This window comes from Citrobacter sp. Cf132, assembly GCF_030333885.1.
In the GTDB taxonomy this organism is placed as follows: Bacteria; Pseudomonadota; Gammaproteobacteria; order Enterobacterales; family Enterobacteriaceae; genus Citrobacter; species Citrobacter freundii.
The window spans coordinates 146676-171139 of sequence record NZ_JAOWFA010000071.1 but is presented as its reverse complement, the minus strand read 5'-3'; the positions used below and the strand labels follow the sequence as shown (position 1 = coordinate 171139).

Annotated in this window: 24 protein-coding genes and 1 tRNA gene; 13 read left to right on the top strand and 12 right to left on the bottom strand. The window is 51.4% G+C overall.

What is annotated here, in order from left to right; genetic code table 11:
- Nucleotides 1-11 precede the first annotated feature (11 nt).
- The 3 genes from OGV85_RS21400 to OGV85_RS21390 all read right to left on the bottom strand — a co-directional run bounded on the left by OGV85_RS21400 (nucleotide 12) and on the right by OGV85_RS21390 (nucleotide 4391).
- Entirely contained in the window at nucleotides 12-809 is a 798-nt protein-coding gene (locus OGV85_RS21400) for an SDR family NAD(P)-dependent oxidoreductase (RefSeq protein WP_061548550.1), read from the bottom strand.
- Between the two features lie 164 nt (nucleotides 810-973).
- On the bottom strand, nucleotides 974-2185 hold the full coding sequence (locus OGV85_RS21395) for a multidrug effflux MFS transporter (protein WP_110249269.1): 1212 nt from the start codon (nucleotides 2183-2185) through the stop codon (nucleotides 974-976).
- 520 nt (nucleotides 2186-2705) lie between these two features.
- The gene (locus OGV85_RS21390) at nucleotides 2706-4391 is read right to left on the bottom strand and encodes an aspartate:alanine antiporter (protein WP_003035354.1); all 1686 of its coding nucleotides are present in this window, start codon (nucleotides 4389-4391) and stop codon (nucleotides 2706-2708) included.
- Nucleotides 4392-4660: 269 nt separating this feature from the next.
- Here OGV85_RS21390 and OGV85_RS21385 point away from each other — a divergent pair, with 269 nt between their 5' ends.
- Nucleotides 4661-5041: an inner membrane protein YbjM gene (locus tag OGV85_RS21385; RefSeq protein ID WP_003035356.1), complete on the top strand. Its 381-nt coding sequence runs from the start codon at nucleotides 4661-4663 to the stop codon at nucleotides 5039-5041.
- 34 nt (nucleotides 5042-5075) lie between these two features.
- Here OGV85_RS21385 and OGV85_RS21380 read toward each other — a convergent pair whose 3' ends face one another.
- Nucleotides 5076-5339, bottom strand: coding sequence for a GrxA family glutaredoxin (locus OGV85_RS21380; RefSeq protein ID WP_003035358.1), 264 nt, complete (start codon nucleotides 5337-5339; stop codon nucleotides 5076-5078).
- Between the two features lie 172 nt (nucleotides 5340-5511).
- Between OGV85_RS21380 and OGV85_RS21375 the strand changes: the two genes are divergently transcribed.
- The 10 genes from OGV85_RS21375 (at nucleotide 5512) to rlmC (ending at nucleotide 14377) form a co-directional block, all read left to right on the top strand.
- A complete protein-coding gene (locus tag OGV85_RS21375) occupies nucleotides 5512-5802 on the top strand; it encodes a YbjC family protein (RefSeq protein ID WP_003035362.1) in 291 nt (96 codons plus the stop codon).
- Entirely contained in the window at nucleotides 5786-6508 is a 723-nt protein-coding gene (nfsA, locus tag OGV85_RS21370; protein ID WP_003836934.1) for a nitroreductase NfsA, read from the top strand. Before OGV85_RS21375 ends, nfsA begins: the two co-directional genes overlap by 17 nt.
- Nucleotides 6509-6567: 59 nt before the next feature.
- Nucleotides 6568-7470, top strand: a complete 903-nt coding sequence (gene rimK / locus OGV85_RS21365; RefSeq protein WP_003836932.1) for a 30S ribosomal protein S6--L-glutamate ligase — start codon at nucleotides 6568-6570, stop codon at nucleotides 7468-7470.
- 90 nt (nucleotides 7471-7560) lie between these two features.
- Nucleotides 7561-8037 carry a type III secretion system chaperone family protein gene (locus OGV85_RS21360; protein WP_003035368.1) on the top strand — a complete coding sequence of 159 codons (477 nt, stop codon included), beginning with the start codon at nucleotides 7561-7563 and terminating at the stop codon, nucleotides 8035-8037.
- A gap of 433 nt (nucleotides 8038-8470) precedes the next feature.
- Nucleotides 8471-9583, top strand: a complete 1113-nt coding sequence (potF, locus tag OGV85_RS21355; protein ID WP_003035370.1) for a spermidine/putrescine ABC transporter substrate-binding protein PotF — start codon at nucleotides 8471-8473, stop codon at nucleotides 9581-9583.
- 138 nt (nucleotides 9584-9721) lie between these two features.
- Nucleotides 9722-10855 (top strand): putrescine ABC transporter ATP-binding subunit PotG, encoded by a 1134-nt coding sequence (potG, locus tag OGV85_RS21350; protein ID WP_003035373.1) that lies wholly within the window; start codon nucleotides 9722-9724, stop codon nucleotides 10853-10855.
- Between the two features lie 9 nt (nucleotides 10856-10864).
- The gene (potH, locus tag OGV85_RS21345; protein ID WP_003035374.1) at nucleotides 10865-11818 is read left to right on the top strand and encodes a putrescine ABC transporter permease PotH; all 954 of its coding nucleotides are present in this window, start codon (nucleotides 10865-10867) and stop codon (nucleotides 11816-11818) included.
- A complete protein-coding gene (gene potI, locus OGV85_RS21340; RefSeq protein ID WP_003035376.1) occupies nucleotides 11815-12660 on the top strand; it encodes a putrescine ABC transporter permease PotI in 846 nt (281 codons plus the stop codon). Before potH ends, potI begins: the two co-directional genes overlap by 4 nt.
- Nucleotides 12661-12719: 59 nt before the next feature.
- Nucleotides 12720-13208 carry a YbjO family protein gene (locus OGV85_RS21335; protein ID WP_003035378.1) on the top strand — a complete coding sequence of 163 codons (489 nt, stop codon included), beginning with the start codon at nucleotides 12720-12722 and terminating at the stop codon, nucleotides 13206-13208.
- 41 nt (nucleotides 13209-13249) lie between these two features.
- Nucleotides 13250-14377: a 23S rRNA (uracil(747)-C(5))-methyltransferase RlmC gene (gene rlmC / locus OGV85_RS21330; protein ID WP_061547815.1), complete on the top strand. Its 1128-nt coding sequence runs from the start codon at nucleotides 13250-13252 to the stop codon at nucleotides 14375-14377.
- Between the two features lie 323 nt (nucleotides 14378-14700).
- On the opposite strand, the gene OGV85_RS21325 is transcribed toward rlmC, so the two are convergent.
- From OGV85_RS21325 to OGV85_RS21315, 3 genes are all read right to left on the bottom strand, one after another.
- Nucleotides 14701-14788: transfer RNA gene (locus OGV85_RS21325), tRNA-Ser, on the bottom strand.
- A gap of 149 nt (nucleotides 14789-14937) precedes the next feature.
- Nucleotides 14938-15615 (bottom strand): isochorismatase family protein, encoded by a 678-nt coding sequence (locus OGV85_RS21320; protein ID WP_003035382.1) that lies wholly within the window; start codon nucleotides 15613-15615, stop codon nucleotides 14938-14940.
- A 16-nt stretch (nucleotides 15616-15631) separates the two neighbouring features.
- A complete protein-coding gene (locus tag OGV85_RS21315) occupies nucleotides 15632-16492 on the bottom strand; it encodes a pirin family protein (protein ID WP_061547816.1) in 861 nt (286 codons plus the stop codon).
- Nucleotides 16493-16600: 108 nt separating this feature from the next.
- On the opposite strand from OGV85_RS21315, the gene OGV85_RS21310 reads away from it, so the two are divergent.
- Complete coding sequence (locus tag OGV85_RS21310) at nucleotides 16601-17512, top strand: LysR family transcriptional regulator (protein WP_286553983.1); 912 nt, start codon at nucleotides 16601-16603, stop codon at nucleotides 17510-17512.
- 79 nt (nucleotides 17513-17591) lie between these two features.
- On the opposite strand, the gene infA is transcribed toward OGV85_RS21310, so the two are convergent.
- The 5 genes from infA to trxB all read right to left on the bottom strand — a co-directional run bounded on the left by infA (nucleotide 17592) and on the right by trxB (nucleotide 23416).
- Nucleotides 17592-17810 carry a translation initiation factor IF-1 gene (gene infA, locus OGV85_RS21305; protein WP_002211347.1) on the bottom strand — a complete coding sequence of 73 codons (219 nt, stop codon included), beginning with the start codon at nucleotides 17808-17810 and terminating at the stop codon, nucleotides 17592-17594.
- Between the two features lie 285 nt (nucleotides 17811-18095).
- Entirely contained in the window at nucleotides 18096-18800 is a 705-nt protein-coding gene (aat, locus tag OGV85_RS21295; RefSeq protein WP_286553980.1) for a leucyl/phenylalanyl-tRNA--protein transferase, read from the bottom strand.
- A 44-nt stretch (nucleotides 18801-18844) separates the two neighbouring features.
- Nucleotides 18845-20566 carry a heme ABC transporter ATP-binding protein/permease CydC gene (gene cydC, locus OGV85_RS21290; RefSeq protein WP_003035722.1) on the bottom strand — a complete coding sequence of 574 codons (1722 nt, stop codon included), beginning with the start codon at nucleotides 20564-20566 and terminating at the stop codon, nucleotides 18845-18847.
- Nucleotides 20567-22333: a heme ABC transporter permease/ATP-binding protein CydD gene (gene cydD / locus OGV85_RS21285; protein ID WP_061547817.1), complete on the bottom strand. Its 1767-nt coding sequence runs from the start codon at nucleotides 22331-22333 to the stop codon at nucleotides 20567-20569.
- Nucleotides 22334-22447: 114 nt separating this feature from the next.
- Nucleotides 22448-23416, bottom strand: coding sequence for a thioredoxin-disulfide reductase (gene trxB, locus OGV85_RS21280; protein ID WP_061547818.1), 969 nt, complete (start codon nucleotides 23414-23416; stop codon nucleotides 22448-22450).
- A gap of 547 nt (nucleotides 23417-23963) precedes the next feature.
- On the opposite strand from trxB, the gene lrp reads away from it, so the two are divergent.
- On the top strand, nucleotides 23964-24458 hold the full coding sequence (gene lrp, locus OGV85_RS21275) for a leucine-responsive transcriptional regulator Lrp (RefSeq protein ID WP_002439523.1): 495 nt from the start codon (nucleotides 23964-23966) through the stop codon (nucleotides 24456-24458).
- The last annotated feature ends 6 nt before the right edge of the window (nucleotides 24459-24464 follow it).

The following is a 24464-nucleotide window of genomic DNA, read 5'->3' as shown; positions in this document are numbered from 1 at the left end:
AAGCGGGTAAATTAGCTTACGGTGGCACCCCCGGTAATATTTACCACTGTGGCGGTCATAGCGCTGGCATGGTCTGAAGCGAGAAAGGTTGTAACCTCAGCGATTTGTGCAAGCGTAGGCAGGCGCGCGAGCATGGTACTTTGCGCCGCCCCCTCTAACCATTGATCGACGGTTAAACCCATTGACAGTGCTTTAGCGGTGAAAATTTCTCCGGTATAGGAGCCAGCCGCTACAGCATCCACAATCGCATGCGACCGCACGCCGACGACACGAATGTTTATTGGTCCCGTCTCGCTGGCGAGCGCTTTAATAAAAGCCTCTGTTCCTGCACAGCCGACGATATGGCCGAGATGCCCGGGCATCGCCATCGGGGCTGCGGGCGCAACGATGGTGAGAATAACGCCCGGTCGATTGCCGCCCATGTGCGGCGTTACGGCTTTTGCGATATTGAACTGCGCCGCAAGAAAAGGGGTGATACCGCTCATAAACTCAGAGAGGGATAATGCATCGATGCGTTTGCCCTGTTCGTGCATAAATCCCGTTGCGTTTACCACCACATCTATTCCACCGGTTTGCTGTACAAGGCGGGTAACTTCCTTCGATGCGTTGTGCTCGTCAAGTACATCGGTGATAAAGGTTTCGACTGTACCACCCGCCGTTCGGATGCCACTTGCGGTCCAATCCAGCTTTTCCTGACGGCGCGCGCCCAGATACACATGGGCTCCTTCGCGCGCCATAGTATGCGCAACTGCACTACCAATAGCGCCGCTGCCACCGAAGATCATTGCGACTTTGCCTGAGAGTAACATAGCAACCCCATCACCATTTAGCACCGAGTAAAGTATGTGCCATAACGGGCATGCTGCAAATTTGAGAAAGCGTTTCCGGGGAACCTCACTCAGCGATGAAAATCAGGTTATGTCGGGGACATTGCTGCTATAGGTCTTATAGCAGCAATGTCTATCAGCTCATTTTAACGCCGATCAGTTACTGTAAGTGTTTGATATTTCTTTAACATGTATATCATTATCAAAATTATCAAAAGCAAGTACATCATCCAGATGCTGGTATTTAGCTCAATTAAAAAACTACCGACACCTCCGATAACTGACGGAATAACCAGCGAGGCGGCTCCCATCAACGCAGAGGTCGCTCCCAGGTTGGTGCGCTGGCTGGACATGGTCAGGTAGGTATAGAGTGATTCGAACATCCCTCCAGCAAACATCAGGATAATAAAGAAGAATATAAAAATATTGACGTGATAACTAAGTATTATTAATGGAATACACAGTACAATAAATGAGGCGATGATTTTCAGCCACGAATTCAAAATTTGCGGCGCAGACCGTTTCTTAAGAAGTTTACCTGATAATGCAGCCCCCAGCAGTAGGAAGCCTCCAATAATTGATGAAAGCACACCAAATTGCGTTGATGAGTATCCAAACGTAACCATAAAAATAAATGGGGAGGCTGTGACATAGCAATAAATCAGCGAAAATGACAGACCAAGAGACAGACAAGGTAGATAAAATCGAGGTTGTTTGCTGATCTCTTTATACGTATTAAATGATGATTTTAATGAATAGGCAACCCTTCTCTCATGACTGAGTGTTTCAGGGAAGTTAAAATAAACGTATATTAACGTTATAATAGCATAGCCACATATCATTAAAAAAATTGCGCGCCATCCCCATAAGTCATTAATTATCCCTCCCAGCAGGGGCGAAGCAATGGGAACGACACCTTCGATAGTGATGATGATGGCATACAGCGTCGCGGCCACTGAACCACGAGTTACATCTCGAACTGCGCTGATTGCTGTAACCAGCGTTATTGATATAGAAAGACCTTGTATGACACGGATCGCCAGAAACATAACCAGATCGGTTGAGAGCGTGAGACAATATGTTGTCACGCCATAAATAACCGCACCTGTAAGCATAATTTTTCGCCGGCCAATAGCATCAGATAATGGCCCAAAAATTAGCTGTCCAAAACCAATGCATAGGGTATAAACCATAATCGACAACTGCGTGGTTGAGACATTTTTTTCAAATTCTTTTGCGATGTCGGGAATTGAAGGTAAATAAGTGTCCACTCCCAGAATCCCCATTATCGTCAACATGGCCAGGCCGACAGTAAAGTAAATTATGTTCTTTCTATGAATAACAGTTTGCAGCTTCATTACTTATCACCATGAGTAAATTAAAAGCATGAAAAAGTTCACTATTTAAATAGAGATGTTGTGGATAATTATCGTGTAGGCAATAAAACAGAGTTGAAATGAACTGTCAAACTTTTGACTCAAAAAATTGAGATATGAGTCACAGGTATATAGCCATAATTTTCGATGGTAGGGTTCCTGTTAAATTTAATTGTGTTTGATTGCCAGGCAGCACGAGGAACCATAAGTACACTGACTTCGAATACGGGCATACTGTTGGTGTTGGTGTTGGTGTTGGTGTTGGTGTTGGTGTTGGTGTTGGTGTTGGTGTTGGTGTCGGTGTCGGTGTACGTGATTGATTTTTTCAGTAGTAAATTTCAGGCAACAAAAAACCCATCAACCTTGAACCAAAACGGCGGGGTTGATGGGCTCCACAAATTGGGGACATCAAAGAAAAGCAGTGGCAATAGTTATGACTGACGCCTTGAAGAAAAGTTCTGCTTACCTGCAAAAAATTTTCGTTTAAGGGTAAATTTCAGCGCTAACCAAGGCCAGGCCAGACAATGACGATGAGTGTCCCCGCTAATGTCAGCAGAACGTTAGCTATCGCGTAGGTCCCAGCATAGCCTAACGCAGGGATGTTGCTGCGTGCGGTGTCGCTGATGATTTCCATTGCCGGAGCACAGGTACGTGCGCCCATCATGGCACCAAACAGCAGGGCGCGGTTCATGCGCAATACGTAAGCACCAAACAAGAAACAGATAACAACCGGAACCAGGCTGACTACCAGACCGGCAATCAACATTTGACCACCGACGGCCCCCAGGCCATTACCAATGCCACTGCCTGCGCTTAAACCGACACCAGCCATGAATACCATCAGGCCAAACTCTTTCACCATGTTCAGCGCACCCTGTGGGATGTAGCCAAACGTTGGATGGTTGGCTCGCAGGAAGCCCAGCATGATACCGGCGAACAGCAGTCCAGCCGCATTCCCGATGCCGAAGCTGAAATTACTGAACTGGAAGGTGATCATTCCGATCATCAGACCGATGATAAAGAAGGCGCAGAAGGCCAGCAGATCGGTCACCTGACTGTGAATCGAAATGAAGCCGATACGATCGGCAATAGTTTTCACGCGACGAGCATCACCGCTGACCTGCAATACGTCACCTTTGTTGAGCACGACGTTGTCATCAATAGGCATTTCAATCTGGCTGCGGATCACGCGGTTCAGGAAACAACCGTGGTCGGTCAGTTTCAACTGGGCCAGGCGACGACCAACGGCATTGTGGTTTTTCACTACAATTTCTTCAGTGACGATGCGCATATCGAGCAGATCGCGATCGAACACTTCTTTACCGTTACGGAAGCTGGGATCGAGGCGGGCATGGGCGTCCGGATAACCCACCAGGGCTATCTCATCGCCCATTTGCAGCACCGCGTCACCATCCGGGTTGGCAAGAATGCCGTTGCGACGGATGCGTTCAATGTAACAACCGGTCTGACGATAAATACCCAGTTCACGCAGATTTTTACCATCGGCCCATGCCACCAGCTCCGGGCCAACGCGATAGGCGCGAATCACCGGGAGGTAAACTTTACGATTGGCATCAGTATCCAGGCCCCGTTCACGCGCGATTTGTTGGGCGCTGGTTTGCAGGTCCTGATGCTGAAGTTTCGGCAAATAGCGCGCACCAACAATCAGACTGACCAGACCAATCAAATAGGTGAGGGCGTAACCCAAGCTCAGGTTATCGAGAGCGCTTGAAAGTTGTGTTCCTGACATTCCTGAATGGCGCAAGGTGTCACCTGCGCCGACCAGCACCGGCGTTGAGGTCATCGAGCCAGCCAGCATACCCGCCGTCAGGCCGATGTCCCAGCCAAATAGCTTACCCAGCCCCAGGGCGATCAGCATTGCGCTACCGACCATCACCAGGGCAAGCATTAGATAATTTTTCCCATCGCGAAAAAAAATCGAAAAAAAGTTGGGGCCGGCTTCGACGCCGACGCAAAAAATAAACAGCATAAAGCCGAGATTTAATGCATCGGTGTTAATACTAAAGTGCTGCTGACCTAATAATAGGGAGACCACTAAAACGCCAATGGAATTACCGAGTTGGACTGAACCCAGACGTAATTTGCCCAGACACAGGCCCAGAGCCAGGACCACAAATAATAACAGGATGTAATTCCCATTTAACAAATCTGCGACGTTTATATTCACGGAGACTAACTTCTTGTTTACTAGTAAGCTATTGAAAGAAATGGCAATTTACGCTAATGTTTTTGCCAGAAATTAAGGGGCGATAGCATCGTACACAGCCCCGAATAATGCAGCATAACAATATATGCGGCTAGTTTAATCTCATTACGTATCAACGGCTATAAGAATCGTGTGGGTGTGTTTTTGGCATGGAATGCCGAGTTACTTTATCTGACTGGACGCCTGCGGGCGAAAAGAGTGTTCGATAGAGAATGTGTCAGGAGGAACGATTGAAACATAAGCAAAGTTGGGCGAGTGCGGTCTGCTGCTTTGTGCTCTTTATTGTGGTGTGTCTTTCATTAACGCTGAACGTGAAAGGGGCATTCAGAGCAGCAGGGCATCCTGAGGTCGGATTGTTGTTTTTTATCTTACCTGGTGCTGCAGCAAGCTTTTTTTCCCATCGTCGGGAAGTACTCAAACCCCTTCTTGGTGCAATGTTGGCGGCGCCGTGCTGCCTGTTACTGATGCGGTTCGTTTTTATGCCGACGCGTTCATTGTGGCAAGAGCTGGCGTGGTTGTTTAGTGCGGTGTTTTGGTGCGCGCTTGGCGCATTATGTTTTTTATTTATCAGTAGCTTATTCAATCAGCATCAACGGCGGAAAAAGAACTGATGACGCCCTCAAGCTGAGGGCGTAGAAACAGCTATCAGGCGAACAGATTCATATTCTCTTTTGCCCATGCTTCAAAATCCGTGCAGCCGCCGATGTGTTTTTGATCGACGAAAATCTGCGGAACGGTTTCAACTGGCTTACCTACTGTTTTTTCCAGATCTGCTTTAGTAATTCCTTCAGCATGGATATCAATGTAGCGGAAGTTAAAATCGTCATGCTCACTGCTTAATTTTTCTGCTAATTCTTTTGCGCGCACGCAATACGGGCACCCTGGGCGACCAAAAATAACGGCAAACATCTCTTTCTCCTCGAACTTATCAGGCCGGATGGCAATACTTGTTATGATGCCGCGATTTGTGACGGATGGAAAGCAGGTTCAGCCTGTTGCTTTGATATCCTCAAGCTATATCTGTTAAACACGGCAAGCCGGAACGTTTTATAATGAAAGCCATTTCACCGGGAGGCCGCGTATGCGCACAATTGGTGTATTACCCAAAAGCGTATTGATGCTGGAAATAGTTGGGATGGTTTTGTTATCGCTGGCGCTGCTATCGCTTAACGATTACCTCACCTTGCCCGCACCGCTTAACAGCCCGTTAGCCTGCGTGGTGATGATATTTCTGGGCGTACTGCTGATGCTCCCTGCTGCGGTGGCGTTGATGTGGCGTATTGCTCAACTGCTGGCACCGCAACTTATGTCACGCGCACCCGGTGATTCAACTGATTTAGACAGAGACAAAAGAGATGACACCAACCATTGATTTACTCCGCAGCCACCGTTCCATTCGCCATTTTACCGATGATGCTATTTCGGATGCACAGCGTGAGGCGATTATTGCCGCAGCTCAGGGAACGTCAAGCTCCAGTTTTCTACAGTGCACGACGATCGTTCGTATAACGGATAAATCTCTGCGTGAATCGCTGGCTACCTTATCTGGCGGCCAAAAGCATGTGGCGCAGGCTGCTGAGTTCTGGGTGTTTTGCGCTGATTTTAATCGTCATTTGCAGATTTGCCCTGATGCGCAACTTGGGCTGGCGGAACAGCTGCTGCTGGGCGTGGTTGATACTGCAATGATGGCGCAAAATGCGTTGACGGCGGCAGAGTCGCTGGGACTTGGCGGCGTATTCATTGGCGGTCTGCGTAACAATATTGAGCCGGTCACCGAACTGCTGAAGCTGCCGCAGCACGTTCTGCCGCTGTTTGGTTTGTGCCTTGGCTGGCCTGCGGATAACCCGGATATCAAGCCGCGCCTGCCTGCGTCGCTTGTTGTGCACGAAAACCAGTATCAGCCGCTCGATACAGACGTTTTGTCGCAGTATGACGAACAGCTTGCACAGTACTATCTGACCCGCGGCAGCAATACGCGTCGTGACACCTGGAGCGATCACATTCGCCGTACCATCATTAAAGAAAGTCGCCCCTTTATCCTGGAATATTTGCATAAACAGGGATGGGCCACGCGCTAAAGATTTTAACCCAGTGTATGATACGCCAGCTTTTACCAGGTCATTCAGAGAGGTGCAGGGTGAAAATTGCCATTTTGTCCCGGGACGGAACGCTCTATTCTTGTAAACGCCTGCGTGAAGCGGCGATGCAGCGCGGTCACCTGGTTGAAGTTATCGATCCCCTTTCTTGCTATATGAACATCAGTCCGGCGGCATCTTCTATTCATTACAAGGGCCGTCAGCTTCCCCATTTCGACGCGGTGATCCCGCGGATTGGTTCCGCGATTACCTTTTATGGGACGGCGGCGCTGCGCCAGTTTGAGATGCTGGGTAGCTATCCGTTGAATGAGTCGGTAGCGATTACACGAGCGCGCGATAAGCTGCGTTCGCTACAGCTGCTGGCGCGTCAGGGAATTGATTTACCCATCACCGGGATAGCCCACTCTCCCGACGATACCAGCGACATGATTGACATGGTTGGCGGTGCGCCGTTAGTGGTGAAACTGGTTGAAGGCACCCAGGGTATTGGCGTGGTGTTGGCGGAAACGCGGCAGGCTGCAGAAAGCGTGGTAGATGCCTTTCGTGGGCTGAATGCCCATATCCTGGTTCAGGAATATATCAAAGAAGCGAAGGGGCGCGATATCCGCTGTTTCGTGGTGGGCGACGAAGTAGTGGCCGCCATTGAACGACGGGCTAAAGAGGGCGATTTTCGTTCTAATCTCCATCGCGGTGGTGTGGCGACTATTGCGAGTATTACGCCGCGCGAAAGAGAAATTGCGCTCAAAGCCGCCCGGACTATGGGCCTGGACGTTGCAGGCGTTGATATTCTGCGCGCTGATCGAGGGCCACTGGTCATGGAGGTCAACGCGTCTCCGGGGCTAGAAGGCGTGGAGAAAACTACCGGGATAGACATAGCTGGCAAGATGATCCAGTGGATCGAACGTCACGCTACACCTGAATTTTGCCTTAAAATCGGCGGCTAAGCGCAATATCGATTGCGATCGTGGTATGACACGCTCTTTTTGCGTAAGCTGTGCCGGTATTTTTTTCATCAATAGAGGTCGCACATTATTATGACATCACTGGTCGTTCCCACTCTGGATACGTTGCGTCAATGGCTCGACGACCTGGGCATGAGTTTTTTTGAATGCGATACCTGTCAGGCGCTGCATTTGCCGCACATGCAGAATTTTGACGGCATCTTTGATGCAAAAGTTGATTTGGTCGATAACGTCATTCTGTTTTCCGCGATGGCAGAAGTCAGACCTTCTGCACTGCTGCCGCTGGCCGCCGATCTGTCCGCGATCAATGCCAGCTCACTGACGGTGAAAGCTTTTCTGGATATGCAGGATGATAATCTGCCAAAACTGGTGGTTTGCCAGTCTTTATCCGTTATGCCGGGCGTGACGTTTGAGCAGTTTGAATGTTTTGTTCGCCAGAGCGAAGAGCAGATATCGATGGTGATCCTTGAAGCCGGTGCGCATCAGCTGTTATTTAATGCTGAAGAAGATGCGCAGAATAGCACCGCTGAAATTCATTTCCTCCATTAATTCTTCCTGAATCTGGACATATATTGCGCAGCCGCTGCCAGAGCGGTTGCGTATTGCCCGTTTTTATTCTGTATTTAACCTTTCATTAAAGAATTATTCACCTCTATTCAGCGCCTTCCGCTTTACGTCATAGACAATTCCTGCATAAAAAATTGATAAAAGACGTTTTTTAATCTGGGCTATATCCACAATTCCTGGCTAAAGTTATTCTTGCGAAGCTTACCAACGTCATCATTTAAACAGCCCCTTGTGACCTGTTCTACGGCCACAATGTATGTTGAATGCCTGGACGGATGCCAGCGAGCAATAGCGGCGTGAGGAGAGGTCTCTCTTTACATCGGTGCCGCATGAAAGAATATGCACGTTTCTTGCATATCATTAGAGTGTGACATTTTTGTTCGTTTGTTAACGAACTTTCAGAAGGAAAGAGATTATGACCGCCTTAAATAAAAAATGGTTATCAGGCCTGGTTGCGGGTGCTCTGATGGCCGTCTCTGCCGGCACGCTCGCTGCTGAACAAAAAACGCTGCATATATATAACTGGTCTGATTATATTGCCCCGGACACGGTGGCTAATTTTGAAAAAGAGACCGGAATTAAAGTCATCTATGACGTATTTGATTCCAATGAAGTGCTGGAAGGTAAGCTCATGGCTGGCAGTACCGGCTTTGACCTTGTCGTTCCATCCGCCAGCTTCCTTGAGCGTCAACTGACCGCGGGCGTATTCCAGCCGCTGGATAAGAGCAAATTGCCGGGCTGGAAAAACCTTGATCCTGAACTGCTGAAGCTGGTGGGCAAACACGATCCGGACAACAAGTTTGCGATGCCGTATATGTGGGCTACGACCGGTATTGGTTACAACGTGGATAAAGTTAAAGCTGTGCTGGGGCCGGATGCGCCGGTTGACAGCTGGGATTTGATCCTCAAGCCAGAAAATCTGGAAAAACTCAAAAGCTGCGGTGTCTCTTTCCTTGATGCCCCCGAAGAGGTGTTCGCCACGGTGCTGAACTATTTGGGTAAAGATCCAAACAGTACCAAAGCGGATGATTACACCGGGCCGGCAACGGATCTGTTGTTGAAACTGCGACCGAATATTCGCTATTTCCACTCTTCGCAGTACATCAACGACCTGGCAAACGGTGATACCTGCGTCGCAATCGGCTGGGCTGGGGACGTATGGCAGGCCGCAAACCGTGCGAAAGAAGCGAAAAATGGCGTCAATATCTCCTTCTCAATTCCTAAAGAAGGTGCAATGGCGTTCTTTGACGTATTCGCGATGCCTGCCGATGCGAAAAACAAAGACGAAGCCTATCAGTTCCTCAACTACCTGCTGCGCCCTGATGTGATTGCGCATATCTCCGACCACGTGTTTTATGCCAATGCCAACAAAGAAGCGACGGCTCTGGTCAGCCCTGAAGTTCGTGACAACCCGGGTATTTACCCGCCTGCGGATGTGCGAGCTAAGTTGTTCACACTGAAAGTACAGGATCCGAAGATCGATCGTGTACGTACCCGCGCATGGACGAAGGTAAAAAGCGGGAAATAAACCGATGTTTGGGACATGACCCGGCAGGGTTTGTGCCTGCCGGGCAGCGTTGAGCCCGGACACATATAACCCGGCAATACGCACCGTTATGGTGCGTTATTTGCACCGTTTCTTTGTTTTATGCCGGAGAGCACCTGAGTGAATGATGCAACCCCACGCCCACAAGCGAAAATCCGCAAGGCGCTGACCCCGCTGCTTGAAATTCGCAATCTGACCAAGTCATTTGACGGTCAGCACGCCGTTGATGACGTCAATCTTACTATCTACAAAGGTGAAATATTTGCTCTGCTCGGCGCGTCCGGCTGTGGCAAATCGACACTGCTGCGGATGCTGGCGGGATTTGAACTGCCGACTACCGGGCAAATCATGCTTGATGGCGTCGATTTAGCGCATGTCCCGCCTTATCTGCGTCCAATTAATATGATGTTTCAGTCCTACGCCTTGTTTCCGCATATGACTGTTGAGCAGAACATTGCCTTTGGTCTCAAGCAGGACAAACTGCCGAAGGCTGAAATCGCCAGTCGGGTGAATGAGATGCTGGGACTCGTGCATATGCAGGAGTTCGCTAAACGCAAACCACATCAGCTTTCTGGCGGCCAGCGTCAGCGCGTGGCATTGGCGCGCAGCCTGGCAAAACGTCCAAAACTGCTGCTGCTGGATGAACCAATGGGGGCGCTGGATAAAAAACTCCGAGACCGCATGCAACTGGAGGTAGTGGATATCCTGGAACGCGTCGGTGTGACCTGCGTGATGGTGACGCACGATCAGGAAGAAGCCATGACGATGGCGGGTCGTATTGCGATCATGAATCGTGGAAAATTTGTCCAGATTGGTGAGCCAGAAGAGATCTACGAGCATCCGACCACGCGTTACAGCGCAGAGTTTATCGGTTCGGTAAACGTTTTTGAGGGACTGCTGAAAGAACGTCGGGAAGATGGTCTGGTGATTGAGTCTCCAGGACTGGTACATCCGCTGAAAGTGGACGCCGATGCTTCTGTTGTCGATAACGTCCCGGTGTATGTTGCGCTACGTCCGGAAAAAATCATGCTCTGCGAAGCGCCTCCGCCAGAGGGTTATAACTTCGCGGTAGGCGAAGTGGTGCACATTGCCTATCTGGGTGATTTGTCGGTGTACCACGTACGTTTGAAAAGCGGTCAGATGTTGAGCGCCCAGCTACAAAATGAGCATCGTTATCGTAAAGGGTTACCAACCTGGGGTGACGAAGTCCGTTTATGTTGGGATGCGGACAGCTGTGTGGTGTTGACGGTTTAAGGAGCGAAGATGAGTACACTTGAACCTGCGGCACGCGTGGATAACGCGGGGCGATTCAGGCTGTTTATGTCGCGGCTACAAATGAAGCACGGGCGCAAGCTGGTGATCGCACTGCCGTATGTGTGGCTGCTGCTCCTGTTTCTGCTGCCTTTTCTGATCGTCTTCAAAATCAGTTTGGCTGAAATGGCGCGCGCTATTCCACCCTATACCGACCTCGTTTCATGGGCTGACGATCAGTTATCCATCACGCTCAACTTAGGCAACTTCCTGCAACTGACGGACGATCCGCTCTATTTCGATGCCTACCTGCAATCGTTACAGGTGGCGGGAATTTCGACAATCTGTTGTCTGCTGCTGGGATACCCGCTGGCATGGGCCGTCGCGCACAGTAAACCCTCAACGCGTAATATTCTGCTGTTGCTGGTGATCCTACCGTCCTGGACCTCGTTTTTAATTCGCGTGTATGCCTGGATGGGGATCCTGAAAAACAACGGCGTCCTGAACAACTTTCTAATGTGGCTGGGCGTCATCGACCAACCGTTGACTATTTTGCACACCAATCTGGCGGTCTATATCGGCATTGTTTACGCCTATTTGCCCTTTATGGTGCTGCCGATTTATACCGCGCTGACCCGTATTGATTACTCGCTGGTGGAAGCGGCGCTGGATTTAGGTGCCCGACCGCTGAAGACTTTCTTTAGCGTGATTGTGCCGTTGACCAAGGGCGGGATTATTGCCGGGTCAATGCTGGTGTTTATTCCGGCTGTTGGCGAGTTTGTGATCCCTGAGCTGCTGGGTGGCCCGGACAGCATCATGATTGGCCGTGTGCTTTGGCAGGAGTTTTTCAATAACCGCGACTGGCCGGTGGCTTCTGCGGTCGCCATTATTATGTTGCTGTTACTGATTGTGCCGATCATGTGGTTCCACAAATATCAGCAAAAAAGCGTGGGGGAACACGGATGAATAACTTACCGGTCGTTCGCTCGCCGTGGCGTATTTTTATCCTGGTAGTTGGCTTTACCTTCCTGTACGCGCCGATGCTGATGTTGGTTATCTATTCGTTTAACAGCTCGAAGCTGGTGACGGTTTGGGCAGGGTGGTCAACGCGTTGGTATGGCGAGCTTTTTCACGATACCGCGATGATAAGTGCCGTAGGCATGAGCCTAACGATTGCCGCGGGCGCTGCGACGATGGCGGCAATCCTTGGCACCATCGCCGCCGTGGTAATGGTGCGCTTTGGTCGTTTTCGTGGTTCGAATGGTTTCGCCTTTATGATCACCGCGCCGCTGGTTATGCCAGATGTCATTACCGGTTTGTCGCTGCTGCTGCTGTTTGTAGCGTTGGCTCACGCCATCGGCTGGCCGGCTGATCGTGGAATGCTGACCATCTGGCTGGCGCACGTCACCTTCTGTACAGCGTACGTAGCGGTGGTGATTTCTTCACGTTTGCGCGAACTGGATCATTCCATTGAGGAAGCAGCGATGGATCTTGGCGCCACGCCGCTGAAGGTCTTTTTCGTCATCACGCTGCCGATGATTATGCCGGCGGTGATTTCCGGTTGGCTATTAGCCTTCACGCTGTCACTCGATGATCTGGTTATTGCCAGCTTTGTCTCTGGTCCTGGTGCCACAACGTTACCGATGCTGGTGTTCTCCAGCGTACGTATGGGGGTGAACCCGGAGATCAACGCGCTGGCGACGCTGATTCTTGGTGTGGTAGGAATTATCGGATTTATCGCGTGGTATCTGATGGCGCGAACAGAAAAACAACGGATCCGCGATATCCAACGTGCAAGACGCGGCTGAAAAAACTAAAATCTGCCAACCTGTCTATACGGCGCAGCTGTGGTGGTTGCGCCGTTTTCATGGAAGACGACGCGTTGGGATTTTTTAAGAAATCATCCACATCACATGCTCGCTTAAACGTCCCTGCTTTGGTGCAGGTGGCGGCGCTGGCTATTATTATGATCCGCTGTCTCGATCTGTTGATGATTTTTAATACGCTTGGGTTTCGTGGAACCAGTGAGTTTATTCATCGCAGTGTGCAGACCTGGAATTTGACGCTGGTGTTTCTGGGCAGTCTGGTGCTGCTATTTATCGAAATTTACTGTGCATTTTCGCTGGTAAAAGGACGGAACTGGGCACGCTGGATCTATCTGTTGACCCAGATTATCGCCAGCGTCTATCTGTGGGCAGCTTCGCTGGGCTACGGATATCCCGAACTGTTCAGTATTGCGGGGGAGTCCAGACGCGAAATCCTGCATACGCTGGTGATGCAAAAACTGCCGGATATGCTGGTATTGCTGCTACTGTTTGTTCCTGCGTCCAGCAGGCGGTTCTTCCGTTTGCAATAACGTGTATAATCTTGGCCCCCGGTTAATTTGTAGGTCTTTGTATGCAGTGCGCACTTTATGACGCCGAACGCTGTCGCTCCTGTCAGTGGATAACACAGCCTGTCGCCGATCAACTCTTCGCTAAAACAGCCGATCTACAGAATCTGCTGGCCGATTATCCGGTCGGAGAATGGTGCGCGCCGGTCAGTGGTCCGGAAAGCGCGTTTCGCAATAAAGCCAAAATGGTGGTCAGCGGCAGCGTGGAAAAACCGTTACTGGGGATGTTGCATCGTGACGGTACGCCGGAAGATTTGTGCGACTGTCCGCTCTACCCTGAGTCTTTTGCGTCCGTATTTTCCGCGCTTAAGCCGTTTATCGCCCGAGCAGGGTTAACGCCCTATAACGTTGCGCGTAAACGCGGGGAACTGAAATATTTGCTGTTAACGGAAAGCCGGTTCGATGGTGGCATGATGCTGCGTTTTGTCCTGCGTTCTGAAGCAAAACTGGCACAGTTGCGCGCGGCGCTGCCCTGGCTGCAGGCACAGTTCCCACAGTTAAAAGTGATCACTGCCAATATTCAGCCGGTGCATATGGCGATTATGGAAGGGGAGACAGAGATCTTCCTGACGGAACAACAGGCGCTGGCGGAACGCTTTAACGATGTACCGTTGTGGATCCGCCCACAGAGCTTTTTCCAGACTAACCCGGTGGTGGCGGGGCAGTTGTATGCCACGGCGCGCGACTGGGTGCGACAGCTTCCGGTTAATCACATGTGGGATCTGTTTTGCGGCGTTGGGGGTTTTGGTCTGCACTGCGCTACACCGCAAATGAAACTGACGGGGATTGAAATCGCGCCAGAGGCGATTACCTGCGCGAAGCAGTCGGCGCAGGAACTTGGGTTGCAGAATCTGCATTTTCAGGCGTTGGATTCAACTCAGTTTGCTACCGCTCAGGACGAAGTTCCGGATCTGGTGCTGGTGAATCCGCCGCGTCGCGGGATTGGGAAACCGCTGTGCGATTTTCTTTCCCGCATGGCACCGCGTTTTATTGTTTATTCCAGCTGTAATGCGCAAACCATGGCGAAGGATATTCGTGAGTTGCCTGGGTATCGCATTGAACGCGTTCAGCTTTTCGATATGTTCCCGCACACCTCGCATTATGAAGTGTTAACGCTGCTCAGCCGACAATAACTGCTATGCCTGATGGCGCTTCGCTAATCAGGCCTACAGGTTGTTCGTCATTCGTAGGCCGGATAAGGTGCTTGCACCGCATCCGGCAAATGCAATATGCGAAAAAAAAGCCCGTACTTGCGTACGAGCTCTTCTTAAAATATGGCGGTGAGGCGGGGATTGACTCGCTTCACTCGCCCTGCGGGCAGCCTGTTCGCTGCGCTCTCAGTCTGTCCAACTGGCTGCGCCAGTAGTCGAACCCCGGTCCGGGCTTCTCATCCCCACCAGGCTGTGCAACATGCGAAAAAAAAGCCCGTACTTGCGTACGAGCTCTTCTTAAAATATGGCGGTGAGGCGGGGATTCGAACCCCGGATACGTTGCCGTATACACACTTTCCAGGCGTGCTCCTTCAGCCACTCGGACACCTCACCATATTGTATTGCTGCCTGACCGCTTGGGGGGCAACGGGGCGCTACTATAGGGAGTTGCGCTAAAACGGTCAAGCAGAATTTACGTGTTAACTCTCGTTTGGTTACGCAATATACATATTCCTCCGCCCAGGCAGGCGCGGAGGATAGGATTAGCGCTGAGAGTCCAGTTTTTCGCCGTTGGTCACGACTTCCTGGGCTTTACTGTAGCTCTCGATCAGCAACTGATAAGCCGGGAAGACTTTGGTATACACTTCCGCCCATTCGGCGGCGTCTTCACGGTTCCATGTGCCCTGAATTTCAGACGCGACGGCGGCGGTATCCATCGGCACGACGCCAGCCTGAACAACGCGAGCCAGGGTGATTTCCTGCGCCATTTTGCTGTAAGTACCGGAAGCGTCGATCACTGCGAAGACCTTATAGCCTTCCGCAACCGCGCTGATAGCCGGGAAAGCCATGCACACGCTGGTAATCGTACCGGCGATAATCAGCGTCTTGCGACCTGTTGCTTTTACCGCTTTCACGAAGTCTTCGTTATCCCAGGCGTTGATTTCGCCTTTACGCGCCACGTATTGGGCATGTGGCGCATTAGCGTGGATCTCCGGGATCAGCGGGCCGTTAGGTCCCTGCGGTACGGATGCCGTGGTAATCACCGGTATCTTCGCCAGGGTCGCCATTTTAGCCAGCGCGGCGGCACGCGCACGCAGTTCTGGCATTGGCATGTCGCCGACGGTCTGGAACAACCCGCTCTGATGATCGATAAGCAGCATGACGGAATCATTTACATCGATGACGGGACGTGAACCATTAAAGTTTGCAGGACTGGACATATTCTTCTCCTTCGATTCAGATTTGGCCAAAGCGGCCGGAGTTAAAATCGCGTACGGCTTCAGCGATTTCTTGTTTCGTGTTCATTACAAACGGACCGTAACCTACAATCGGCTCGTTCAACGGTTCTCCAGAAAGCAGCAGCACGCTGGCGTTGCTGGAGGCTTCAATATGCAGCGTTTTCCCTTGCTGGCTCAGCACCACCAGTTGCGCTTCGCTGGCAGACGTAGTGCCGTTTACAGTGATATTCCCTTTCAATACCACCAGCGCAGTGCTCCATCCTTCCGGCTGGGACAACGTGAGCTGATGATTACGTTGTAAACGCATATCCCAAACGTTCAGCGGCGAGAAGGTATGTGCCGGGCCTTTTGTATCCTGATAGCTGCCCGCAATCACCCGAACGCTTCCTGCTTCATCAGGCAGGGCGACAGAGGGGATCACATCGCTGCTGATGCCCTGGTAACCCGGAACGGCCATTTTGTCTTTTGCTGGCAGATTGACCCACAGCTGTACCATTTCCAGTTCGCCGCCCTGACGGGTAAATTCTGGTGAATGGAACTCTTCGTGTAATATTCCTGCACCCGCAGTCATCCACTGCACGTCGCCGGGGCCGATAATGCCGCCGCGACCGGTTGAATCACGGTGTTCAACTTCGCCGCTGTAAACGATGGTCACCGTCTCAAAACCACGGTGAGGGTGCTCGCCTACGCCGCGTTTTTCGTTACCCGGCGTAAACGTATGTGGACCGGCGTAATCCAGCAGCAGGAACGGACTTAGTTGCTCAGCATGAGACTGGTAAGAAAACATCGAGCGAACCGGAAATCCATCGCCAACCCAGTGCGGGCGAGGTGCGGTGTAGACGCCTGTTACGTGTTTCATTTGTGTCTCCTCAGTGGCGTTATCTTGATGTGAATAAGCTTAGATTCATGACAGCGAGCTGAGTAGTAGCTAAAATAGTTCTCACTGTCTCATAAATAGGACAATTAGATGACGAAGCCAGATCTCAATGATTTTGCATGGTTTGTGCATGTTGTAGAGGAAGGAGGATTCGCGGCGGCGGGTCGGGCGCTTGATGAACCGAAATCAAAACTAAGCCGACGGATAGCGCAACTGGAAGAGAGGCTGGGAGTTCGACTGATTCAGCGAACCACCCGCCAGTTTAACGTGACGGAAGTGGGGCAAACCTTTTACGAACACTGTAAGGCGATGCTGGTTGAAGCGCAGGCGGCGCAGGATGCCATTGCCGCGTTACAGGTTGAACCGCGTGGCGTGGTGAAGTTGACGTGCCCGGTCACGTTGCTGCATGTGCATATCGGGCCAATGCTTGCTCGTTTTATGGCGCGTTATCCTGACGTATCAGTGCAACTGGAGGCGACAAATCTCCGTGTTGACGTCGTTGGAGAAGGTCTGGACGTGGCGATTCGTGTCAGGCCTCGACCATTTGAGGATAGCGACCTGGTGATGCGTGTGCTGGCGGACAGGGGGCATCGTTTGTATGCCAGCCCGCAGTTAATCGAGCAAATGGGGGCATTACACTCTCCGGCGGAGCTGACACGCTGGCCTGGTTTGAGTCTCGCCTCGGGCAAACATGTACATCGTTGGGAGTTATTTGGCCCGCAGGGCGCGCGGGCAGAGGTGCATTTCACGCCGCGAATGATTACCACCGATATGCTGGCGCTACGTGAAGCCGCAGTTGCCGGTGTGGGGGTAGTGCAACTTCCGCAACTGATGGTAAAAGATCAATTAGCCGCGGGTGAACTGGTGGCGTTGCTCGACGGTTGGGAACCGAAGCGAGAAATTATTCACGCAGTCTTTCCATCACGCAGGGGATTATTGCCTTCAGTGCGCGCTTTAGTAGATTTCTTAACGGAAGAATATGCGCGGATGATTGAGGATTAAATACATATCCTCAGCCCACAAAAAAGGCCGGTTAAACCGACCTTTTATTATCTGGACGCCATTCGGGCGTTAAAAACAATCAGCGACTACGGAAGACAATGCGGCCTTTGCTCAGGTCGTACGGGGTCAGCTCAACAGTCACTTTGTCGCCCGTCAGGATGCGGATATAGTTTTTGCGCATTTTACCGGAGATGTGTGCAGTAACCACGTGACCGTTTTCTAACTCTACGCGGAACATGGTATTAGGTAACGTATCGAGAACGGTACCCTGCATTTCAATATTGTCTTCTTTGGCCATCTAATCCTCTGGGGTATCACTACCGTAATTTGAACCGGCAAGATAATGCCGAAGTTCTTTTAATAAGTAAAGATTTGTGCGTTTAAAACACAGCAAATCGGGTTTGGCGCATTACTCTAACCACACACGGCAAAGCCGCACTTAAAGCGCAACGTGTAAGGGAACGAGGAGATAAACGATAGGCGTTGCCTGACGCGAACTGTTCCTTAACGGCGGCGGGGTAATGGGCTAAACCAACTCTGCGCGACAATTATAACACCCCGACAAAAAATGTGCCGAAAACATTCACCCCTGAGGCGAAAATAACGTCCTGGGAACCCAGAAATGGCTCGGTAGCCGCTGCTGGCGCAGTCTGCTCAGGTGTTCAAGGTACTCCCGACGAGGGGTTTCGACGGCGCCCAGCGAAGCTGTGTGGCTATTTAATACCTGGCAGTCGATTAATTTTCCGCCCTGACGGATAAATTCAGCGCAAAAAACAAGCAGTGCGGTTTTGGACGCATTTTCCTGACGGCTGAACATTGATTCGCCACAAAATAGTGTACCTTGCGCCACGCCATACATACCGCCCACTAATTCATTTTTTCGCCACACTTCAATGGAGTGCGCATGGCCCAGTTCGTGCAGGCGATGGTAGGCGTCCACTACATCATGCGTTATCCAGGTGCCTTCTTCCCGGTCGTTCGTGCAGCCTTCAATCACCTGACCGAACGCGTAATTGAGCGTCACGCGATAAGGCGAGTTTTTATGAAAGCGTTTCATACTGCGGCTGAGATGAAATTTCTCGGGCCAAAGAATGGCGCGTGGATCGGGCGACCACCAAAGGATGGGGTCGCCAGGCGAAAACCACGGGAAAATTCCGCGCTGATAGGCCATTAATAGTCGGGCTGGACTGAGATCGCCGCCAAGCGCCAACAAACCGTTAGGCTCGCGTAAAGCGCCTTCCGGTGAAGGGAAGGCTATAGAATGACGGGACAATTGCACCAGGCGCATGACTGCGAAACTCCACTACGCGAGTTTGATCGTTCAATAATAGCTTACAGACGTTGCTTAAACTGGTAATAACGTCCCTGCCGGGCTAACAAATCTGCGTGATTACCTTGCTCAATAATGTGTCCGTTGTCCATCACTATTATTTGATCAAAACGTGACAAGCCGCGCAGACGATGTGTCACCATCAGTACGGTTTTATCACGCATGGCATCGCCAATTAATTCAAGCATTTGGCTTTCTGTTGTTGCATCAAGTCCTTCGGTCGGTTCGTCCAGCAGCATCAGTGGGGCATCGTGCAATAAGGCACGGGCGATAGCCAGACGACGAAGTTCGCCACCAGAAAGCTGTCGACCCCCTTCGCCTAACCAGGCGTTGAGTCCATCACCCTCAAGCAGTTTGTCCAGACCGACGCGGCACAGCATTGCGGATAATGTGTCATCACTGGCGTGCGGTGCCGCCAGCAGAAGATTGTCGCGAAGCGTCGCGCTGAACAGGTGCACGCGCTGTGGCACGACGCTGATGCTCTGGCGCAGCGTGGTTTCACTGAGGGCTGAAATCGGCTGCTCATTAATCAGAATTTCGCCGTGCTGCGGATCCCATGCACGGGTAAGCAATTGCAGTAACGTTGACTTACCGCATCCGGTGCGGCCGAGAATCGCAATATGCTCACCGGGCTGAGCCTTCAGGGAAAGGGTGTCGAGCGCTTTTTGTGCTTGTCCCGGATAACTGAATGATACATCGCGTAGCGTGAGAGTGACCTGCTCAGAAACCGGGGAACCGGCATCCGGGAAGGTGACTTCTGGCTGCTGTTCAGTCAGTTCGGTGATGCGCAGCGCAGAGGCAATAACCTGTCCGAGATGCTGAAACGCGCCGGTGACGGGTGCTAATGCTTCAAATGCGGCCAGCGCACAGAAGACAAACAGCGCGATCAGCGCACCAGGCTGGGTATTGCCACCTACGCCACCTGAGGCCATCCATAACATCACAACCACTGCCAGTGCGCCGACTAACAGCATGACCGCCTGTGATAGCGCCGTTAATTCAGACTGACGTCGTTGGGCTTCATGCCACTGCAACTCAGTGGCTTCCATTTGAGCGCGGTAACGTTCACTGGCACCAAAGATGGTCAGTTCAGCCTGGCCCTGCAGCCAGGATGTTAGCTGCTGACGATACTGCCCACGTAAATGCGTCAAGCTTTGCCCGGTGCTTTTACCTGCCTGATAAAAGAGTGGGGGCAAGATAAATAAGGTCAGCAGCATAATACCGCCGAGAGTAATAGCTAGCGTGAAATCGAGAACGCTTAGCCCCAGCGTGACCACCATGATGACGACAAAAGCGCCTACAAGCGGGGAGAGCACGCGTAAATAGAGATGATCGAGCGTGTCGACATCCGCCACCACGCGATTAAGCAATTCACCTTGTCCATAACGGGACAGGCCAGCAGGAGAGAGCGGCAGCAGTTTGCTGAAGGTATATATACGCAAATGTTGCAGTACGCGGAACGTCGCGTCGTGGCTGACCAATCGCTCGAAATAGCGGCCCGCGGTGCGGGTGATTGCCGCACCGCGTACCCCGGCGGCAGGGAGCATATAGTTAAAACTGTAAATCCCGGTGACACCCACCACAGCAGAAGCCGACAGGAACCAACCGGAAAGCGTCAGCAAACCAATACTTGCCAACAGTGTGACGATCGCCAGAACGATCCCCAGGGTTAACATCCATTTGTGACGTTTATACAGTGTCAGATAAGGTAGCAAAGCGCGCATTTAGATGTCCTCCTGACGATGAGCCAGTAATGTCGCAAACGCCCCGTTGGCTGCGCTAAGTTCTGCATAAGTGCCTTGTTCAACGATCTGTCCGTCCTGCATCACCCAGATAGCGTCCCAGTCGGCAAGGTCTTCAAGTTGGTGTGTCACCATCAGCGTAGTCTGGCGGCGTGACGCTGCGTTCAACGCTTGCATCACGCGTTGTTCGCTGTGTGCATCCAGACTGGCGGCGGGTTCATCCAGCAGCAGCAACTGACACGGATTGAGTAAGGCGCGAGCCACGGCAACGCGCTGCGCTTGTCCGACAGAAAGTCGAGCCGCCTGATCGCCTACTGGTGTATCTACACCCTGCGGTAGTAGCGGTAAAAACTCACTGACCCAGGCGCTGTCGAGTGCGGCCTGCAGCTGTTCTTCGCTGGCATCGGGGCGAGCGAGCAGCACGTTATCGCGTAACGTGGCGGCAGGGAGTTGCGGATTTTGTCCAACCCAGGACAGCTGTTTGCGCCAGCAATCAGGCGACAGGTCACGTAGTTCAAAGCCGTTAATTCGCAGCGATCCCTGATAAGAGAGAAATCCGGACAGGACATTGAGCAACGAACTTTTTCCGGAGCCGCTGCGGCCAACCAGCACCGCGCGTTGGCCCGCTGGCAGGGTAAAGTTGAGCGGGCCTGCAAGCACTTTACCTTCCGGCGAGGTGATGACCAGATCTTGTGCTTCAATTGAAACAGCGTCTTTTGTTGTCAGCTCAATGTCGCCACGCTCAGGATGTGCAAGCGGGGTTTCCATGAAGGTTTTCAGACTGTCTGCTGCACCAACGGCTTGTGCTTTGGCGTGATAAAACGTGCCCAGATCGCGCAGGGGTTGGAAAAATTCCGGCGCCAGAATGAGCGCGAGGAAGCCGGCAGCCAATGTGACACCTGTGCCGTAGTGTCCAAAATCGAGTTCGCCAAGGTAGGAAAAACCGAAGTAAACCGCGACCAGTGCGATGGACAGGGAGGTAAAGAACTCAAGGACACCGGATGACAGGAAAGCCAGGCGCAGGACTTCCATAGTGCGCTGGCGGAAATCCTGTGACGCAGCGCGGATGCTTTCCGTTTCGGCTTCACCGCGACCAAAGATTCTTAGCGTCTCCATGCCCCGCAGGCGGTCGAGGAAATGGCCGCTGAGGCGAGCAAGAGCCTGAAAATTGCGGCGGTTAGCGTCGGCAGCACCCATACCAACCATCGCCATAAACAACGGGATCAGCGGGGCAGTTCCAAGCAGAATAAGGGCGGCCACCCAGTTTGACGGGAATACCGCCGCCACGATCAATAAGGGGACGCATACGGCCAACGCCATTTGCGGCAGATAACGTGCATAGTAATCATGCATATCGTCAATCTGCTCCAGGATCAACGTGGCCCAACTCCCGGCCGGTTTGCCTTGTATCCAGGCCGGACCTGCCTGTTGCAGACGGTCAAGCACCTGGCGGCGAATTTCAAAGCGAATATGCTGCCCTGCGTGAAACCCGACCCGTTCGCGTAACCAGACGACCCATGCCCGCAGGATGAAAATCAATACCAGCACGATGAAAGGAAGCAGAAGCGCCTCTCGGGGAATATTGGCCATGATCATATGGTCCAGAATTCGGGCCATGAGCCAGGCCTGAGCGACAATTAACAGGCCGCTCACGAACCCCAACAGGCGCGAAATGTTCAGCCATCGTTGGGAAATTACACTTTGCTGTTTTAACCAGCGGGTCAGCTCTTTTTGACGGGTTTTATTCATTGCACGCTTAGCAGGTGAGTTATTGGAATTTTTGGGCAGGGCAATGTTACAACGAGGCAAAAATAAAGGCGACTTATAGTCGCCTTTTTTACTTTTGTTACTGATTTGTAAAACTTATTTGCAAGCGTCCGCCAGACCGTCGAGATAACGTTCTGCATCAAGCGCGGCCATACAGCCCGTGCCCGCAGAGGTAATCGCCTGGCGATAAATATGGTCCATCACGTCACCGGCTGCGAAGACACCCGGAATGCTGGTTTGAGTGGCATTGCCGTGAATACCGGACTGAACTTTGATGTAGCCGTTTTCCAGTTCAAGCTGACCGTCGAAAATAGCGGTATTCGGGCTGTGACCGATAGCGACAAATAACCCGGCAACGTCAAGTGATTCCACGTTGTCAGTGTTTTGCGTATCGCGCAGACGCACTCCGGTTACGCCCATTTGATCGCCGGTCACTTCTTCCAGCGTGCGGTGGGTGTGAAGCACGATGTTGCCGTTTTCAACTTTATCCATCAAACGTTTGATGAGAATTTTCTCCGCGCGGAAGCTGTCGCGACGGTGAATCAAATGCACTTCAGATGCGATATTCGCCAGATATAGCGCTTCTTCAACAGCGGTGTTGCCGCCGCCGATCACCGCAACTTTTTGGTTACGGTAGAAGAAACCGTCGCAGGTCGCGCAGGCGGAAACGCCACGGCCTTTGAATGCTTCTTCTGAAGGCAGACCCAGGTAACGTGCTGAAGCGCCGGTGGCGATGATCAGTGCGTCACAGGTGTATTCACCGCTGTCGCCGGTCAGACGGAAAGGACGGTTTTGCAGATCAACTTTGCTGATGTGATCAAAAATGATTTCAGTGTCAAATTTGGACGCATGTTCGTGCATACGTTCCATCAGCAGCGGGCCAGTAAGATCGTGCGGATCGCCAGGCCAGTTTTCCACTTCTGTTGTTGTGGTCAACTGACCACCTTTTTCCATACCGGTAATCAGTACCGGTTGCAGGTTCGCGCGTGCAGCGTAGACCGCAGCGGTATATCCCGCAGGGCCAGAGCCCAGAATAAGAAGTTTACTGTGTTTGGTTGCGCCCATGAGATCCCCATAGTTGTTGGCAGGCAATGAGCAGGATTGTAGGGAATTTACAGACGTAAAAAAAGAGTATGGCGATTTTGTTAACAATATGTGTAATAGCAGAAACCGATGAACGGGGTGATCAGCCGTAATACTATAACGATTTCTACTTAAAATCGGTCAGTTATAAGGTGATAAAATGACGATTTTCCATCACTGCGAATGAATAACTGGCATGTTGTACTAAAAATCGATGTTTTGCTTTGACAATCCCCTGCTGTTTTGCGAAAACATTCAAGGAAGAAAAAAACTGTGTCATGTATGTGCTGCATAATCATGCATGTAGATACCATGTTTACCGTGTTAGCGAAATCTACGCATGGTGTGGACAGATGCCATTCGTGATGTCGATAGCCGCCGACAGGCAACGGTCTTCTCACCATAAACCCAGACATTGCGAACCGAAAATCCCTCTGGGTTGCGGTTTATTTTGATGGGTAGCGACTCTGAACAGTGATGTTGGTAGAGTCAGGCAGGAGTAGGGAAGGAATACAGAGAGACAATAATAATGGTAGATAGTAAGAAGCGCCCTGGCAAAGATCTCGACCGTATCGATCGTAACATTCTTAATGAGCTGCAAAAGGATGGGCGTATTTCTAACGTCGAGCTTTCTAAACGTGTGGGACTTTCACCAACGCCCTGCCTTGAGCGTGTGCGTCGGTTGGAAAGACAGGGTTTTATTCAGGGCTATACAGCGCTGTTAAACCCGCATTATCTGGATGCATCACTTCTGGTTTTTGTTGAGATTACTCTGAATCGTGGCGCCCCGGATGTGTTTGAACAATTCAACTCTGCAGTACAAAAACTTGAAGAAATTCAAGAGTGTCATTTGGTTTCCGGTGATTTCGACTATTTGCTGAAAACACGCGTACCGGATATGTCGGCATACCGTAAGCTGTTGGGGGAAACCCTGCTGCGTCTGCCTGGCGTGAATGACACACGTACTTATGTAGTCATGGAAGAAGTCAAACAGAGCAATCGTCTGGTAATTAAGACGCGCTAACACGGA

Excerpts from the sequence above, each read along its gene's own strand:
- cydD (WP_061547817.1), bottom strand. The coding sequence starts at position 22,333 with ATGAATAAAACCCGTCAAAAAGAGCTGACCCGCTGGTTAAAACAGCAA.
- potI (WP_003035376.1), top strand. The coding sequence starts at position 11,815 with ATGAATAACTTACCGGTCGTTCGCTCGCCGTGGCGTATTTTTATCCTG.
- nfsA (WP_003836934.1), top strand. The coding sequence starts at position 5,786 with ATGACACCAACCATTGATTTACTCCGCAGCCACCGTTCCATTCGCCAT.
- OGV85_RS21335 (WP_003035378.1), top strand. The coding sequence starts at position 12,720 with ATGGAAGACGACGCGTTGGGATTTTTTAAGAAATCATCCACATCACAT.
- aat (WP_286553980.1), bottom strand. The coding sequence starts at position 18,800 with ATGCGCCTGGTGCAATTGTCCCGTCATTCTATAGCCTTCCCTTCACCG.
- OGV85_RS21360 (WP_003035368.1), top strand. The coding sequence starts at position 7,561 with ATGACATCACTGGTCGTTCCCACTCTGGATACGTTGCGTCAATGGCTC.
- potH (WP_003035374.1), top strand. The coding sequence starts at position 10,865 with ATGAGTACACTTGAACCTGCGGCACGCGTGGATAACGCGGGGCGATTC.
- OGV85_RS21315 (WP_061547816.1), bottom strand. The coding sequence starts at position 16,492 with ATGAAACACGTAACAGGCGTCTACACCGCACCTCGCCCGCACTGGGTT.
- OGV85_RS21395 (WP_110249269.1), bottom strand. The coding sequence starts at position 2,185 with ATGAAGCTGCAAACTGTTATTCATAGAAAGAACATAATTTACTTTACT.
- trxB (WP_061547818.1), bottom strand. The coding sequence starts at position 23,416 with ATGGGCGCAACCAAACACAGTAAACTTCTTATTCTGGGCTCTGGCCCT.
- OGV85_RS21310 (WP_286553983.1), top strand. The coding sequence starts at position 16,601 with ATGACGAAGCCAGATCTCAATGATTTTGCATGGTTTGTGCATGTTGTA.
- infA (WP_002211347.1), bottom strand. The coding sequence starts at position 17,810 with ATGGCCAAAGAAGACAATATTGAAATGCAGGGTACCGTTCTCGATACG.
- potF (WP_003035370.1), top strand. The coding sequence starts at position 8,471 with ATGACCGCCTTAAATAAAAAATGGTTATCAGGCCTGGTTGCGGGTGCT.
- cydC (WP_003035722.1), bottom strand. The coding sequence starts at position 20,566 with ATGCGCGCTTTGCTACCTTATCTGACACTGTATAAACGTCACAAATGG.
- OGV85_RS21380 (WP_003035358.1), bottom strand. The coding sequence starts at position 5,339 with ATGTTTGCCGTTATTTTTGGTCGCCCAGGGTGCCCGTATTGCGTGCGC.
- OGV85_RS21375 (WP_003035362.1), top strand. The coding sequence starts at position 5,512 with ATGCGCACAATTGGTGTATTACCCAAAAGCGTATTGATGCTGGAAATA.
- lrp (WP_002439523.1), top strand. The coding sequence starts at position 23,964 with ATGGTAGATAGTAAGAAGCGCCCTGGCAAAGATCTCGACCGTATCGAT.
- rlmC (WP_061547815.1), top strand. The coding sequence starts at position 13,250 with ATGCAGTGCGCACTTTATGACGCCGAACGCTGTCGCTCCTGTCAGTGG.
- OGV85_RS21400 (WP_061548550.1), bottom strand. The coding sequence starts at position 809 with ATGTTACTCTCAGGCAAAGTCGCAATGATCTTCGGTGGCAGCGGCGCT.
- OGV85_RS21320 (WP_003035382.1), bottom strand. The coding sequence starts at position 15,615 with ATGTCCAGTCCTGCAAACTTTAATGGTTCACGTCCCGTCATCGATGTA.